Origin of the sequence: Thalassospira lohafexi (assembly GCF_002844275.1) — a bacterium.
Lineage (GTDB): Bacteria > Pseudomonadota > Alphaproteobacteria > Rhodospirillales > Thalassospiraceae > Thalassospira > Thalassospira lohafexi.
Map to the genome: position 1 here is coordinate 57747 of NZ_NXGX01000002.1, position 15552 is coordinate 73298.

12 protein-coding genes are annotated in these 15552 nt (G+C 53.4%); 10 read left to right on the forward strand and 2 right to left on the reverse strand.

The genetic code is table 11. From position 1 onward, the window contains the following. Window positions 1-237 precede the first annotated feature (237 nt). Window positions 238-1680, reverse strand: coding sequence for an aminotransferase-like domain-containing protein (locus COO92_RS04045; RefSeq protein ID WP_101300157.1), 1443 nt, complete (start codon window positions 1678-1680; stop codon window positions 238-240). Between the two features lie 79 nt (window positions 1681-1759). Here COO92_RS04045 and COO92_RS04050 point away from each other — a divergent pair, with 79 nt between their 5' ends. From COO92_RS04050 to COO92_RS04095, 10 genes are all read left to right on the forward strand, one after another. Beyond that, window positions 1760-2044 (forward strand): DUF1127 domain-containing protein, encoded by a 285-nt coding sequence (locus tag COO92_RS04050; protein WP_101300159.1) that lies wholly within the window; start codon window positions 1760-1762, stop codon window positions 2042-2044. 117 nt (window positions 2045-2161) lie between these two features. Beyond that, window positions 2162-3127, forward strand: coding sequence for a threonine dehydratase (locus COO92_RS04055; RefSeq protein ID WP_206186353.1), 966 nt, complete (start codon window positions 2162-2164; stop codon window positions 3125-3127). After that, window positions 3127-4560: a pyridoxal phosphate-dependent decarboxylase family protein gene (locus COO92_RS04060; RefSeq protein WP_101300161.1), complete on the forward strand. Its 1434-nt coding sequence runs from the start codon at window positions 3127-3129 to the stop codon at window positions 4558-4560. The genes COO92_RS04055 and COO92_RS04060 overlap by 1 nt, the downstream gene beginning before the upstream one ends. A 61-nt stretch (window positions 4561-4621) precedes the next feature. Continuing rightward, window positions 4622-5446 (forward strand): PhzF family phenazine biosynthesis protein, encoded by an 825-nt coding sequence (locus tag COO92_RS04065; RefSeq protein ID WP_101300163.1) that lies wholly within the window; start codon window positions 4622-4624, stop codon window positions 5444-5446. A 274-nt stretch (window positions 5447-5720) separates the two neighbouring features. Further along, the gene (locus tag COO92_RS04070) at window positions 5721-7592 is read left to right on the forward strand and encodes an SLC13 family permease (RefSeq protein ID WP_022730606.1); all 1872 of its coding nucleotides are present in this window, start codon (window positions 5721-5723) and stop codon (window positions 7590-7592) included. A gap of 175 nt (window positions 7593-7767) precedes the next feature. Further along, the gene (locus COO92_RS04075; protein ID WP_101300164.1) at window positions 7768-8949 is read left to right on the forward strand and encodes a phosphoserine transaminase; all 1182 of its coding nucleotides are present in this window, start codon (window positions 7768-7770) and stop codon (window positions 8947-8949) included. Between the two features lie 154 nt (window positions 8950-9103). Continuing rightward, window positions 9104-10270: an ATP phosphoribosyltransferase regulatory subunit gene (locus COO92_RS04080; protein ID WP_101300165.1), complete on the forward strand. Its 1167-nt coding sequence runs from the start codon at window positions 9104-9106 to the stop codon at window positions 10268-10270. A 35-nt stretch (window positions 10271-10305) separates the two neighbouring features. Then, window positions 10306-11601: an adenylosuccinate synthase gene (locus COO92_RS04085; protein ID WP_101300167.1), complete on the forward strand. Its 1296-nt coding sequence runs from the start codon at window positions 10306-10308 to the stop codon at window positions 11599-11601. 249 nt (window positions 11602-11850) lie between these two features. Continuing rightward, complete coding sequence (locus tag COO92_RS04090; RefSeq protein ID WP_101300892.1) at window positions 11851-13983, forward strand: serine/threonine-protein kinase; 2133 nt, start codon at window positions 11851-11853, stop codon at window positions 13981-13983. 9 nt (window positions 13984-13992) lie between these two features. Next, a complete protein-coding gene (locus COO92_RS04095; RefSeq protein WP_101300168.1) occupies window positions 13993-14466 on the forward strand; it encodes a hypothetical protein in 474 nt (157 codons plus the stop codon). Window positions 14467-14580: 114 nt separating this feature from the next. Here COO92_RS04095 and rpoH read toward each other — a convergent pair whose 3' ends face one another. After that, on the reverse strand, window positions 14581-15447 hold the full coding sequence (gene rpoH / locus COO92_RS04100) for an RNA polymerase sigma factor RpoH (RefSeq protein WP_101300170.1): 867 nt from the start codon (window positions 15445-15447) through the stop codon (window positions 14581-14583). Window positions 15448-15552: the final 105 nt, after the last annotated feature.

Genomic DNA, 15552 nt, shown 5'->3' on the forward strand with positions numbered 1-15552 from the left:
TCTTCTGCCCAAGATAATAAATGGCGACGGGCTTTTAGGCCGTGCATCATATCTTGGAAGCAACGCAATACAGTGGTCAAGCGCTGCTTGGAGAAATTGTTGTTATCACAACAAAAACCATCGTCCCAAAGATCGCGGCGATTAAAAGAAAGACCAAAACAACAAGCTTTAAGTGCGTGATGGCGGGGGCGCGGTGCGCCCGAAGGTCCACGCCACGCAACACCGCATCACGTCACATTACATGACAACTGAATTGCCAAAATCGCTACTTTTAAGCAGCCGGTCGATTGTTTGAACCCCGCGACGGAGCCGCTCAACCGACTTTTCGGCCCCAAAGCACAGGCGAAGCCCACGCGGGACCGGGCCGACAGCAAATTGCTGAGCCGCGGTTAACAACACACCGCTGTTGGCGGCGTTCATAACCAGCTCACCGGGGTCAATGTGGTCAGGAAGGTCAAGCCAGATGTGATAATTCGTCGGGTGCGACCGGATGTCGTATCCTTTGAGCGTACCAAGGATTATGGCAAGACGTTTGGCCGCTTCTTCACGGTGCCATGCTTCAAATTGTTGCAGGCTGCCATCCATGATCATCCGCGACACCAGTTCAAGGTTGATGGTTGAAACCATCCAGCAGGTTGCGCGGATGGCACTTGCCAGCTTGCCGATGAGTTCGCCGGGTGCATGGATATAACCAACGCGCAATCCGCCACCGATGCTTTTGGATACACCATCCAGATAGATGCTGCGTTCTGGTGCAAAACATGAAAGCGGGGGCGGGGCGTTCGGATCAAGGAAGTGGTAAATGCCGTCTTCGATCAAGGTCAAATCGTATTTGCGCAAGATTTCGGCGATATCAATGCGACGTTGCTGGCTCATGGTGCTGCACAGCGGATTGTGAAGGGTTGGCATCAGATAGATAGCGCGCGGACTGTGTGTGCGGCACAGGTTTTCCAAAACATCGGGGATGATGCCATCGTCATCCATTGCAACACCGCGCAGACGAAATTGCAGCAAATTGGCAAGGCTGCGCAAGTTCGGATAGGTCATTTCTTCACAGAGAACCAGATCACCGGGGCGAATGGTTGCCAGCAACGACACGGTCATGCCGTGTTGCACGCCAGCTGTCGGAACAACGCGTTCGGGGTTATCGTCCAGCCCAAGTCGCCCAGCCGCAGCCGCAAGGGCCTTGCGCTGATGGGCCATGCCATATTCCGACTTGTAGGTAACCATGTCGTCAAGCGGCATGGTTTGGGCAATTTCAAGTAACGTATTGCGCAAGTGATCATTCTGCGGCGGCAGAGGACAATTCATCCGAAAATTGATTGGTCCGGTGTTTTCAACTTCGACTTCCGGCGTGCCATGGCGCATCGGACCGATGTTGTTGGTAAATGACGGTGGCAGCGGCGTTGTTGCCGCCATGTCGAGTTGGGCCTGAATGTTATCAAGAACATACGTGCCGCGTCCGACTTCCCCGGCAACAAGCCCAATCCTTTCTGCTTCCCGATACGATCGGGTGATGGTCCCGACGGTGACGCCCAGATGATAGGCGAGGTCACGGTGTGTGGGTAAGCGTTCGCCCGGCTTTAACGTGCCGTCATCGACCGCCGTGCGGATGGCCTGTGCGATCTGTCGATAAACAGGACCACCGGCATCTTTAAGGTTTGGAAGCCATATTGTCATGGTGACAATGTTTAAATTGACACAATGATGATGTCAATGACAAAACAATATCGAGACAATTACCCGATAGGAGATGGATATGGTAAATTGTAACGATACAATTCGAATTTCCAATATCGGGGTCGATGATCGCAATGTGATGAACGGCCCCACGACGGTAAAGACCGTAACTTGGCGTTCAGCGATGATTGGTACTGCCATCTCCGTTGTCGAGAAGTTCCGCCTTTTACAAGAACGTGCACGTGATCGTAAGGCTTTGCAAAACCTTGATGATCACTTGCTTAAGGATATCGGGATGACGCGTGCCGAACTTGATCGGCAGCTGTCGCAGTCACACTGGACCAATTTCCCCCCGCGCGGTTAGCCACTGCCGCGTTGAACGGAGGCACCATGCTCCCGGTGTCTCCGTTTCGGTCCGGTTTCGATGTGCATTGCGTGCACATGTGTTGATATTCTTCTTGTTATGGATTGAAGGGGTACAATGCCTTTGTTTAATGTGACCGAATTACGTGATGCGGCGGAATTTGTGCATCAGCATGTTGCGCCAACCCCGACGATACGTTGGCCGGTTCTGGATCGTGCAACGGGATTGTCGCTGTATGTGAAGCATGAAAACCACACTAAACTGGGGGCCTTTAAGGTCCGTGGTGGTTTGACATTCTGCCGATATCTGGGGAACTCCGTTGATGTGAACCGCGGGGTGATCAGTGCAACACGTGGCAATCATGGACAAAGCATTGCGCACGCTGCCAGCCGGTTTGGCATGGCTGCAACGATTGTTGTCCCGCATGGAAATTCGGTTGAGAAAAATGCCGCGATGCGGGCGTGGGGTGCCGAGGTCATCGAACATGGTGATGATTTTCAGGAAGCTGCTGAATTTGCCGCCAAGCATGCCACGAACGAAGACCTTGTAATGATTCCACCCTTTCATCGCGAACTTGTGCGCGGTGTGGCGACCTATGGGCTCGAACTGTTTGATGCCGTTTCCGGGCTTGATCGCGTTTATGTGCCCGTCGGGATGGGCTCAGGGATTTGTTCGCTGATTACGGCGCGTGATGCCCTTGGACTTGAGACTGAAATCATCGGAGTTGTCGCCAGCGGCGCGGATGCGATTGCCCAGTCGTTTAAGGCCGGTAAGGTTGTTGAGACGGCGGCTGCGCGTACCTTTGCCGATGGGGTGGCGTGTCGCAGTCCAAATCCGTCTGCCCTTGATATCATCCTAAAGGGGGCTGCGGATATTGTGACGGTCGATGAAGAACAAATTCGTGACGCCATGCGACTTTATTTCAGTTCGTGTCACACGGTGGCAGAAGGTGCAGGTGCTGTACCGCTGGCCGCGGCCATTGCCGGGCGCGACGACAACATCGGCAAAAAAGTCGCCGTCATTTTGACCGGCGCGAACATTGATCGGGCTGAATATGCCCGAATTCTAGCAGGAGATATTTGATGAACCGCGTCGAAAACCGTGCCGAAAGCAGCCCCACTGCCGATACAGCACGTCATCTGATGTTTGATGACCTTGAAAAGCTTGGCCGCATCCTTGTGCAAACAGGGGACGTCGCACACAGCTTTGTTCAAGGCGCGGATGACATGGATGCGACATGCCGCGACTTTTCTGCATTTGACCCTTCGCGCCCACTACCGCAGAAAGGTCGCGGCACACTTGATGCGTTGCGCGCAGTGCAGGATGAAATTCTGCCGCTGCTCGCCGCCTCAATTGGTCCAAGATATCTTGGCTTTGTGACCGGCGGCACGACGCCAGCAGCCCTTGTCGGCGATTGGCTTGCCGGGGCCATCGATCAAAATGCCACCGGACCAGAAGGATCGGTAAATGCCGCCGTCGAAGAACAGGTCATCAATTGGTTGTGCGAAATTGCCCACCTGCCAGCAAAGAAATTTGATGGCGTTTTAACGACTGGGGCGACGGTATCAAACCTTTTGGGGGTGGTCGCAGGTCGCCAATGGTGCGGTGAAAAAGTTGGTGTCGATATTGACGCGGACGGTGCGGGTGCTTTGCCCGATTTGGAGCTTTTTGCCGCCAGCCCGCACGCCAGCATGGTCAAGGACCTTTCGATTTCCGGGATTGGACGGAACAACTTTACCAAGGTTGCGACCCTTTCCGGAACAGAGCAAACCGACGTTAATGCCCTCAAAGCCAAACTTGCTGCCAGCGATGCACGCGGTAAAATCGTGATTGCCTCGTCCGGGACGGTTAATGCGACGGACTTTGATGACTTGACTGCCATTGCAGATCTTTGTGCGGCCTATGGCGCGTGGCTGCATGTTGACGCCGCATTTGGAATGTTTGCCGCCCTTGATGATCGGCGGTCACACCTTTTGGCGTGCCTTGATCGGGCAGACTCGATTACGTCCGATGGGCATAAATGGTTGAACGTTCCTTATGATTGCGGAATTTTCCTGACCCGTCATATCGGCGTTTTGGAAAAATGCTGCCGGGCGTTTGCGCCGTATCTCGACACCAAGGCCGAAGGCAACATGTATATCAACCGCGGGGTGGAAAATTCGCGTCGGTTCCGAGCCTTGCCGCTTTGGGTGTCAATGCAGGCCTATGGCCGCGAAGGATTTGCCGGGATCATTCGTGCAAACTGTGATCAGGCAGCCGATCTTGCCGCGTGGGTTAGAACCCATGAAAAGCTTGAACTGCTTGCCGAGCCAAAATTGAATGTCACAATGTTTGCCAGTGTTGGATCAGATGATGACAATCGTGCCTTGCTTGAACGGATCAATGCAAGTGGCAAGCTGTTCCTTACACCAACGGTATATGGCGGGCGGTTTGGGTTCCGCGCAGCATTTAGCAATTGGCGGACGCAGGATCATGACCTTGTCATTATCAAGCAGGCAATTGACGCTGTGTTGTAATGCTGCGGTGTTATAATGGGCTGCTATATATCGGAAAACAGCACTGTTTCAGGAAGTGACGATGACGACCAAGAATTTGCCGATCTATCAGATTGATGCCTTTAGCGACGTTTTGTTTGCCGGTAATCCGGCGGCTGTCGTGCCGCTGTCGACATGGTTGCCTGATGATGTGCTTCAGAAAATTGCAATGGAAAACAATCTGTCGGAAACGGCGTTTTTCGTGCCGGTTACGGCAGGGAACGCAGACTTTCACATTCGCTGGTTCACCCCGACAGTTGAAGTTCCGTTGTGCGGGCATGCGACCCTTGCGAGCGCCTATGTGATTTTTAATCAGCTTGGGTTTGAGGGCGACATTGTCCGTCTTCAAAGCAAAAGCGGCATTCTGACTGCCCGCCGTTATTTAGGTGCCATTGTTCTGGACTTCCCAAAACAGCCGATTGTGCCTGAAACAATCGCAGATGATGTGATTGCGGCCCTTGGTGGCGATACGCCGGTGGAAACATTTGGCGTGGCAAGTCGCGATACTGATCTTGTTGCGGTTTATGACGATGCGACGATTGTTCGTTCGATGACGCCCGATATGTCACTCTTGGCCAAGCTTGCGGATCGTGGGGTTATCGTGACGGCACCGGGGGACAAGACCGGACTTGACATGATTTCACGCTATTTCGTGCCGGCCATTGGCATCAACGAAGACCCGGTGACGGGATATATGCACTGTGTTGTCGCGCCGTATTGGGCTGATAAGCTCGGTCAGGACGATGTTGTCGGTTATCAGGCATCCGCACGTGGTGGTGTCGTTGCCTGCAAGGTGGTTGGTGATCGGGTACATCTTACGGGGGAGGCGGTGCTGTACCTAAAAGGTGAAATCACCGTTTCAGCCTGATTGGCTGATAATGTCGAATATGAATTTCGCGAAACGGGCATCTAGTGAGGGTGCCCGTTTTTTGATGCGGATATCGTGAGGATTTACCTGTATTTTGGTCATCGTGCGACTACCGACTAATCCGCATTGCGCTGGTTTCGGTTTGTTTTTTATTGACCACGGCATGGGGCTTTCGTCTAAGTAATGGGAAAATACGATGATTGCGGCAGGGCCGGACGGGAAATTCCGTTGGTCTGAAACCGCATGGGTTTGCAACAGCAGGGGAAGATAGATCGTGATCGAAAGTGTTGTCGCCAGTTCTGCAACACCAATGCAGATGTGGGTGGTTCTGGCACTTGTTGCTGGATCGCTTGTTCTGTATGGGCTGGAGCGTATTTCGCTTGAACTGACCAGCATGGCGCTGATCGCGACCTTGTTGTTGTTCTTCAACTTCTTCCCGCTTGCCGATGCCAATGGTGACAACATGATGGGGGCGGCGACCATCATGTCTGGCTTTGCCAATCCGGCATTGTTGACAGTGCTGTCGTTGCTCGTGGTCGGGCAGGGCATGGTTCTGACTGGCGGGGTAAGCTATATCGCCGGTCTAATTACCGAACATGGGGGCAAGCAGCCCGCTGTGGCCATCTTTATCGGCTTGTTCGTTGTGATGTTGATGTCGGCATTTCTGAATAATACTCCGGTTGTCGTTATCTTTATCCCGATCATTCAGGCGCTTTCCGAGCGTATTCAGCGATCGCCAAGTGCGCTTATGATACCGCTGTCATACGCGGCCATCCTTGGCGGGATGACCACCCTGATCGGCTCATCAACCAACCTTTTGGTGTCGAGTTCGTTGATTGAACTGGGGATGCCGCCGCTTGAATTCTTTGAGTTCACCGTGATCGGGAGTGTGTTGGCTCTGGTCGGCTTCGCCTATGTTTTGTTCGTTGCGCCGCGGCTTTTGCCTGCACTGGCCTCCATGAGCAGCAAGCTTGCCAATCCTGATAGCAGCGGCAAACAGTTCATTGCCCAAATCACGGTCGGTCCTGCCTCGCAAATGATCGGAACGCGTCCGGTTGCCGGGTTCTTTAAAAACTTGCCCAACATCACCATCCAAATGATTGTGCGCCGCGAACATGCCGACTTGCCACCATTCGAAGATGACATGGAAATTCAGGCGGGTGATGTTCTGGTGGTGGCTGCGACGCGCAAGGCCCTTACAGAAGCGCTGCAAAAAGATCCCGGTTTGCTGCATGCTGATGCCGCAGCGGTCAGTGACAGTGGCGAGGACACACCGCAAAAGTCGACCCAGCTTCTGGCTGAGGTCATGTTGCCACCTGGTTCGCGCCTGATTGGTTTTAACCTTGAGCAGATCGGTTTCCGGTATCAGTACAAATGCCTTGTTCTGGGCATTCAGCGCCGGTCCCGTATGATCCGCACCCAGATGACAGAAATCCGGCTTGAGGCCGGTGACGTCTTGCTGGTGCAGGGCCGTTCCGAAGATGTCGAAGCACTTCGCACAATCCGTGATGTGGTGTTGCTGGAATGGTCAACACGTGCCTTGCCCCGCCCGTTCCACGCCCGTCGTGCGGCAACGATTTTCCTGACTGTGATTGCCTTGGCGGCGACGGGAATTGTCCCGATCATGATTTCAAGCTTTATCGGTGCGGGATTAATGATTGCGTCAGGCGCGCTTAACTTGCGTCAGGCATCGCGTGCGATTGATCGCAAGATTGTTTTAATGGTTGCCGCCGCACTTGCGCTTGGCAATGCCTTGCAAATGACCGGTGGTGCGGAATTTGTTGCTGATCAGTTGCTTGCCGCGACGCGTGGTGCACCGGCCCCTGTGATCTTGTCATTGTTCTTCCTGATCGTTGCAGCCTTTACCAATGTGTTGTCAAACAATGCCTGTGCGGTGTTGTTTACCCCGATTGGAATCGGTATGGCGCAACAACTTGGCGTGCCCCCGCATGTGTTTGCGATTGCCGTGGTAATGGCTGCAAACTGTTCGTTTGCGTCCCCGGTTGGCTATCAGACCAACCTGCTTGTCATGGGGCCGGGGCATTATCGCTTTATCGACTTCCTTAAGGCCGGGACGCCCTTGATTATACTGCTTTGGGTGACCTTCAGCCTGTTTGCGCCCTGGTACTACGGTATCCCGTTTTGATCTGGGGCTTCACGCAATAGCAATCCCCAATGACTACCCGGGTCAGCCATGCAAATTTGGCTGGCCCGTTTGTGGTGATGGCGTTTGACTTTTGCCTTCGTCTCAATAGGATCACCCCCGTAATTTGATCTGAATTAATTCATCCAGATCGTTCTTCTTGCTCAGGAATATGCCGATGGCCCAGAATGCTGCGAACGCCAAGCCCGTCCTTCGTCCTGCCAGTCCGAACTTTTCATCGGGTCCGTGTAAAAAGCGTCCCGGTTGGTCCGCAGATGCGCTTGAGACAACAGTGCTCGGTCGTTCACATCGTTCGAAGCTGGGTAAACAACGCATGGAAGAGGTCATTGACCGTTCACGCGCAATCCTGAACCTTCCTGATGATTATTTGCTCGGCGTTGTGCCCGCGTCCGATACCGGGGCGGTGGAAATGGCGCTTTGGTCGATGCTTGGCGCGCGCGGTGTCGATATGCTGGCGTGGGAAAGCTTTGGCGCGACATGGGTCACCGATGTGATCAAGCAACTGAAGCTTGAGGATGTCCGAACTCTTGAGGCCGATTACGGCACGTTGCCCGATCTCAATACAGTTGATTTTGACCGCGACGTGGTTTTCACCTGGAACGGGACGACCGCTGGGGTACGTGTGCCCAATGGTGACTGGATTGCCGATGATCGCAAAGGGTTGACCATTTGCGATGCGACGTCAGCGATTTTTGCCATGGAACTGCCGTGGGATAAACTCGATGTTGTGACCTATAGCTGGCAGAAAGTTCTGGGCGGTGAAGGCGGCCATGGTGTGATCATCTTGAGCCCGCGTGCCGTTGCGCGTCTTGAAAGTCATGTGCCAGCCTGGCCAATGCCGAAAGTCTTCCGCATGACCAAGGGCGGGAAACTGATTGATGGCATCTTCCGGGGCGAAACCATCAATACCCCGTCGATGCTTGTGGTCGAAGACGCGATTGATGCCTTGAAATGGGCTGAGGACATTGGTGGACTTGAGGGTCTCTTGAAACGGACTCGGGCGAACCGTGCGCATCTTGATGCTTGGTTGGCGACCAGCGACTGGGCCGCAGATCTGGCCGAGAACCCGGAAACGGCGTCAAACACGTCGATGTGCATCAAAATCGTCGATCCGTGGGCGTTGTCATTGCCCGATGACCAGCAAGCAACCTTGCCCAAGCGCATTTCACAGATTTTGGAAGCCGAAGACATCGCAATGGACATCAATGGCTATCGCGATGCGCCCCCGGGCTTGCGAATTTGGGGCGGGGCAACGGTTGAACCCGACGATGTAAAGGCTCTTTTACCATGGCTTGATTGGGCATATTTGTCTGTAAAAGCTGAAATTCAGACTGGATAAGACGTATTTCGTACGTATTATTTGCGTTTTAGGACTTTTCCCCGTTGCCCTGTCCGGCACAAAGCGGTAGTAACCGCTACCGGATAGTGAGCCATGACCAAGATCAGGCTGCCATCAACTTGAATTTGCGCGCCCAGTCCGGAAAGCACACAAAATGACCGAACTCGCCAGGAAAGCACTTTTGCCCGCCGGCCTGCAGGATGTTCTGCCAGGAACCGCCGCACGGGAAGCTGAAATCCGTGAAAAGCTGATGGCCAGTTTGGCACATGCAGGCTATGACCGGGTGAAAACCCCGTTGGTCGAGTTCGAGGAAAGCCTTCTTGAAGGTGCCGCCCCCGAACTTTCCACCCAGACATTTCGCCTTATGGACCCCGAATCGCGTCGCATGATGGGTGTTAGGTCCGATATGACTCCGCAGGTTGGTCGAATTGCTGCAACCCGATTGGTTGATGCGCCGCGTCCGCTGCGCCTGTCGTATTCGGGGGATGTTCTGCGGATTAAAGGATCGCATTTGCGCCCGGAACGTCAGTTCGCCCAGGTTGGCGCTGAACTGATTGGTGTCTCAAGTGCCGCAGCCGATACCGAGATTGTTCTTTTGGCCCTCGAAGCCCTTGATCGCATCAATGTGCCGTTTGTTTCGGTTGACCTCAATTTGCCGACCTTGCCTGTCCGCCTGTTTGATGCCTTTGGCGTTAAGGGCGATGAGCGTGAGGCGCTCATTGAGGCGCTTGAGCGTCGTGATGTCGCCGCCCTTAAGGGGATTGATGGCAAGGTCACTGATGTTCTGGTGGCATTGCTTGAGGCGGCAGGCCCGGCCAAAACCGCATTGCCAAAACTTAAAAAACTCGAATTGCCGCTTGGTGCATCTGATGAGTTGTATCGCCTGATTGATGTTGCTGAACGCGTTTTGGCTTCGGGGCTTGATGCCGCGCTTACGATCGATCCGGTTGAAATGGCTGGTTTCCGATATCAGACCGGTGTCAGCTTTACCCTGTTTGCCAAAAACGTTCGCGGTGAAATTGGCCGGGGCGGTCGTTACCGTGCCGGTGGTACGGCGGGCGAAGCTGCAACCGGCATGTCGCTTTATATGGATAGTATTTTGCGTGGCTTGCCGGACGGTGACGCGATATCGCGGGTTTATCTGCCGCTTGGCACGCCGCAGCGCGAAGCACGTCAGCTGCGCCTTGATGGTCATTACACCGTTGCTGCCCTTGAAGGGGCGGCTGAGGCCAAAACAGAAGACGGCGCACGCATTGAAGCGCGCCGCATGGGCTGTGACTTTATTTACCTTGGCGGCCAAGTGATGCCGCTAAGCGCTTAACTTTACGAAATCTCTATCGCACAAGGAGTTTTGCGATGACCAATGTTGCCGTGATCGGATCCCAGTGGGGAGACGAAGGAAAAGGCAAGATCGTCGATTGGCTGTCAGAACGCGCCGACGTTGTTGTTCGTTTCCAGGGGGGGCATAACGCCGGTCATACTTTGGTGATCGACGGGACGACCTATAAGCTGAGCCTTCTGCCGTCTGGCATTGTGCGTCAGAACAAGCTTTCAGTGATTGGCAACGGTGTTGTTGTTGATCCGTGGGCATTGCTGACCGAAATTGCGCGCCTGAAAGAACAGGGCGTGGATATTTCGCCGCAAAACCTGCGTGTGGCTGAAAATGCCTGCCTGATCTTGCCTTTGCATGGCAACCTTGACCGTGCCCGCGAAGCTGCGGCTTCGGGTGACAACAAGATCGGCACGACCGGTCGTGGTATTGGCCCGGCATACGAAGACCGCGTTGGTCGCCGTGCGATCCGTGTTGGTGATCTGGCCGATGAAGATCTGCTTGAAGCCAAGGTCGAAAACCTTCTGACCCATCACAATGCGCTTCTGCGCGGTTTGGGTCAGCCGGAAGTCGATGGCGCCGAGCTTCTTGCTCAGCTTAAGGAAATCGCACCGAAAATTCTGCCGTTTTCTGACACGGTTTGGAAATCGCTGAACCAGTTCAAGGAAGCTGGCAAGCGTATCCTGTTTGAAGGTGCGCAAGGCACGATGCTTGATATCGATCACGGCACGTATCCGTTTGTGACTTCGTCAAACACTGTTTCCGGGCAGGCGGCGGCGGGTTCAGGCATGGGTCCATCGGGTGTCGGTTATGTTCTTGGAATCACCAAGGCCTACACCACGCGCGTTGGCGAAGGTCCGTTCCCATCCGAGCTGTTTGACGAAAACGGTACGCGTCTTGGCGAACGTGGTCATGAGTTCGGTGTTGTGACCGGTCGTAAACGCCGCTGTGGCTGGTTTGATGCCGCACTTGTCCGTCAGTCGGTCAAGGTCAACGGCATTACCGGTATTGCGCTGACCAAGCTTGACGTTCTTGACGGGTTTGAAGAAATCAAGATCTGCACAGGCTATGACATTGATGGCACGATCTATGATCATTTGCCAGCAAACCAGCGTCTGCAGGCCAAAGCCAAACCAGTTTATGAAAGCATCGAAGGCTGGTCAGATACCACGATGGGCGCACGCAGCTGGGCCGACCTTCCGGCCGCGGCGATCAAATATGTCCGTCGTATTGAAGAGCTGATTGAAGCACCGGTTGCGTTGCTTTCGACCAGCCCGGAACGTGACGATACCATTCTGGTGCACGACCCGTTCAGCGGGTAACATAAGATTTGTTTCATGCACTGCAAAAGCCACCAGTCTCGCTGGTGGCTTTTTGCGTTCTAGATGAAAGACTTGCTGGCACGCTTTGCCATACCGGCGGCTTATAACCGCTTGCTACGGTGTGATATCAGAAGTATCGTTTTATCAACCTTTTGAGGGTAGCGTATTGATCGTCCTGTCAGGCAGACATTTGGTCAATGCGATCCTGCCACTCAGGGAATGATACAGTCGGTAATGAATATCGGGACCATGGCAGAGCAAGCGGAAGACCAGAAACAGGACGTTTCAAACGACGCTGGGCAAAAACCAGAAATGGACAAGCCCGGCGGTGGTGCGCCTGTGGACGAAACCGCGGATGCCAACGCCAATCGGGAAGAAGAAATTTCGACTGGCGGTAAAAATCTGGAAATCGGTAACTTCCGTGTCTTTACCGATTTGCGCTTACCTGAATTTGATATGGGCCATTGCAAGGCCTATGCCGCCGACAATCTGCGCCGGAGCGAGGGCAATGCATTTGCGCTTGTGACTGACCCGGTTTTGCCGACACGTTATGATTTGATCAAGTTTCTGTCTGGCGTTCATATGGCGGGCCAGATTGATCTTCTTGATAGTGCTATCGCGCATTGGCCGATTTTCGGGCGTAAAACCATGGTGCTTTTCTTTGAAAAGCCAAAGGGTGGCCACGTTATCGTTTCTTCTGGCAAGCAGCGCTCAATTAATGAACAAGACATCGCCGCATCGGTGGTCGAGCCACTGATGAATGTGCTTCAGGCACTTGGCGAGAAGGGGCTTACACACCGTGCGGTCCGGGCGACCAACCTTTTCTTTGGCGATCCGGAGGGGGGGAAAGTCATTCTGGGGGATTGTGCTTCGGGCCCCCCCGGCTATGACCAACCATTGGTCTATGAAACGACTGCCCGCATGGCCGCAGATCCAGCAGGCCGTGGTGTCGGAACCTTGAGCGATGATCTTTATGCGCTGGGCATGACGCTTGCTGAATTGGCAATTGGGCGTCGGCCATTGGCGAGTATGACCGATCAGGAAATCATGGACATCAAATTGTCCAAGGGATCGTTCCAGGCCATCGCGTCACAAGAAAAACTCCCGCTTATCATGATTGAACCAGTACGTGGATTGCTGTGTGACGATCCCGAAGAACGTTGGGGCTTTGCCGAATTGCACGCATGGCTTGACGGGCGTCGTACCAAGCCGGTTCAGGGCAATACGGAAAAGCGTGCTGCGCGATCACAAAATATTTCTGGCAAGGATTACTACACTGTGCGCGCCCTTGCCCAAGGGGTTGCCAAAAACTGGGTAAATGCCCTGACACCTTTGCGCGATGGCACGGTGGAAATCTGGTTGCGCCGGGGGCTTGGTGACAACGATCGGGCAAAGGCCATGGCCGATGCCATGCGCCAATTACAATGGGCCGGTGCGGATAAACGATCAGCCGAGGAAGTTCTTGTTGCCCGGTCGATCCTCATCCTCGATCCGAGCGGTCCTGTTCGCTACAAGGGCTTTTCGGCGATGGTCGATGGGTTTGGTAATATGCTGTCTTATGATGTGCAGCATGGCAGTGGCCCGCAGCGTTTTTCCGATGTTATTGTGCGCGATATTCCTGCTTTCTGGTTTGGCCGCCAGGAAGGTTACAGCCCTGAAGTTCAACGGCTTCAAAGTGCATATAAAAACCTACGCTACTACATTCAGCAAAAAAGTGCTGGATATGGGTATGAAAGATGCCTGTATTCGATGGTGAGGAACCAACATTGCCTAAGTCCGATGATCGAACAGGAATATGTTGTTGATATCGCGCAATTGTTGCCTGCGTTGGAAAAGGCTGCTGAAAATGTATCGGACGATGCATGGCCGGTAGATCGTCACATAGCAGCCTTTATCGCAACACGTCTTGAAGATGATGTTGAAGGCCAGTTGATGGCAATGCAAAACCCGTCTGACGAGGTTGAATATAGCCGTGCGATCATCAGTATGTTGGCGGTTGTTCAATGGCGTCACGGGCCGGACAATTTGCAGAACTTGTCGCACTGGGTCGCACGTCTGATGGAGCCTGCTGTGAAGGTCTTCCATAGCAAGGCACGTCGTGAACGTGTTGAAACCGAAATTCCAAAACTGGCGAAGCGCGGCAACCTTGTTGAACTTTATAACCTGATCAACGATGAACAGGAACGTCGTAAGGACCAGTCTGAGTTTGTCGAGGCGGTGGCGGAATATTCCGAAGCCGAAAGCGAGGTCTTTGACCTTGAATCTTCTGGCCCCGCACGTCTTGAAATGGCCGAAAAAGTCGGGCAGCAGGCAGCTGCTTTCGCATCAACCATGATCGCACTTCTGACAGTGTCCGCGCTGTTTTTGATGCATATCTTTTAAGGGACTGACATGGCAGCAAGAGGTAGAAAGCCCAAAGGACGCAGCGCATTTTCCGGCTTGTCGGTTATCGCATCAGCCGTTTTGTTGTTCATGGTTGCGTTGCCGACATTCATTACACTGACGGTGGGGCTATTGCCGTCCTTGGTCGCCTTCATCTTTGACCGCAGCCCGGGACGCATGATGGCGCGTTGCGTGTTTGGTTTGAACTTTTCTGGTGTGGCACCCTATATTCTTGAGCTTTGGCAAGATGGTGCACAGACTGTCGGCGGGGCAACACAACAGATTTTCCAGCCACTTGCTCTTTCAATTATGTATGGTGCGGCTGGTTTAGGCTGGTTGCTGTATCTTGCGATGCCGCCAATTGTTGCAAATGTTCTGAACCTGTCGGCTCAGCGCAGAGTTACCGAATTGCGCAAAAACCAGCGCGGACTGATCAAAACCTGGGGCGATAGCCTGATCAAGGAAGTAGATCGGTCGGGCTAATTAAACCTGCACGCAGTCAAATCAACGATGTAACAAAAAAAAGACGGCGGACAATGTCCGCCGTAGTTTTGTTTGATGAAGGGACGCGTATCAGGAACTCAACCCGGGAAGGGTTCAGTGCGGAAGATCAGTGTGAATTGATTTACGGACTTTCTCAAACGCGCGAACTTCGATCTGACGGATGCGTTCGCGTGATATGCCATAAGCAACACTCAGGTTTTCCAGTGTTACCGGGCTTTCCAGCAAGCGGCGTTGTGTCAGAATGTCACGTTCACGTTCATTGAGATGCGACATCGCACTTTTGAGCATATCCATACGCTGAAGGAACTCTTCGCGCTTGCCGTATGTCGTTTCCTGATCTTCTTCGTTGCTTTCGAGCCAATCAAGCCATTCACCATCACCTTCAACACGTACCGGCGCATTTAACGAGTGATCAGGACCGGCAAGACGACGGTTCATCATGATTACTTCGTCTTCGGTAACGCTCAGCTTGGTGGCAATGAATTCGACCTGCTCTGGCTGCAGATCACCTTCATCAATAGCCTGCATCTGGCTTTTGAGTTTGCGAAGGTTGAAGAATAGTTTTTTCTGAGCAGCAGTGGTGCCCATTTTGACCAGCGACCAGGAATGAAGGATATATTCCTGAATGGCGGCACGGATCCACCACATCGCATATGTTGCAAGTCGGAAACCCTTGTCCGGGTCGAACCGTTTGACAGATTGAAGAAGACCTACATTGCCCTCAGAGATCAGCTCGTTGACGGGCAGGCCATATCCGCGATAGCTCATCGCGATTTTGGCCACCAGCCGCAAGTGGCTTGTAATCATGCGCCCTGCGGCGGCATCGTCATCGTGGTCTCGGAAGTCACAGGCGTACTGCGTCTCTTGTTCCGGTGTTAGCATCGGGTAACGGCGAATACGCTGTAGATATACAGTCAAACCATCTTGAGAAACTGTTGGAAGTGCATTTCCCTGTTTCATTGAAGCCTCCCGTTATGCTTCGAAATGGTGCGGTTTATCCCCTGGCACCTTCCATCATGCTATACATGGGTATTAGTCTTCGTCAATGGTATTTAGACCATAAAG

Coding starts and splice junctions, on each gene's coding strand:
- COO92_RS04045 (WP_101300157.1), bottom strand. CDS start 1,680: ATGACAATATGGCTTCCAAACCTTAAAGATGCCGGTGGTCCTGTTTAT.
- COO92_RS04050 (WP_101300159.1), top strand. CDS start 1,760: ATGGTAAATTGTAACGATACAATTCGAATTTCCAATATCGGGGTCGAT.
- COO92_RS04055 (WP_206186353.1), top strand. CDS start 2,162: ATGCCTTTGTTTAATGTGACCGAATTACGTGATGCGGCGGAATTTGTG.
- COO92_RS04060 (WP_101300161.1), top strand. CDS start 3,127: ATGAACCGCGTCGAAAACCGTGCCGAAAGCAGCCCCACTGCCGATACA.
- COO92_RS04065 (WP_101300163.1), top strand. CDS start 4,622: ATGACGACCAAGAATTTGCCGATCTATCAGATTGATGCCTTTAGCGAC.
- COO92_RS04075 (WP_101300164.1), top strand. CDS start 7,768: ATGGCCCAGAATGCTGCGAACGCCAAGCCCGTCCTTCGTCCTGCCAGT.
- COO92_RS04080 (WP_101300165.1), top strand. CDS start 9,104: ATGACCGAACTCGCCAGGAAAGCACTTTTGCCCGCCGGCCTGCAGGAT.
- COO92_RS04085 (WP_101300167.1), top strand. CDS start 10,306: ATGACCAATGTTGCCGTGATCGGATCCCAGTGGGGAGACGAAGGAAAA.
- COO92_RS04090 (WP_101300892.1), top strand. CDS start 11,851: ATGGCAGAGCAAGCGGAAGACCAGAAACAGGACGTTTCAAACGACGCT.
- COO92_RS04095 (WP_101300168.1), top strand. CDS start 13,993: ATGGCAGCAAGAGGTAGAAAGCCCAAAGGACGCAGCGCATTTTCCGGC.
- rpoH (WP_101300170.1), bottom strand. CDS start 15,447: ATGAAACAGGGAAATGCACTTCCAACAGTTTCTCAAGATGGTTTGACT.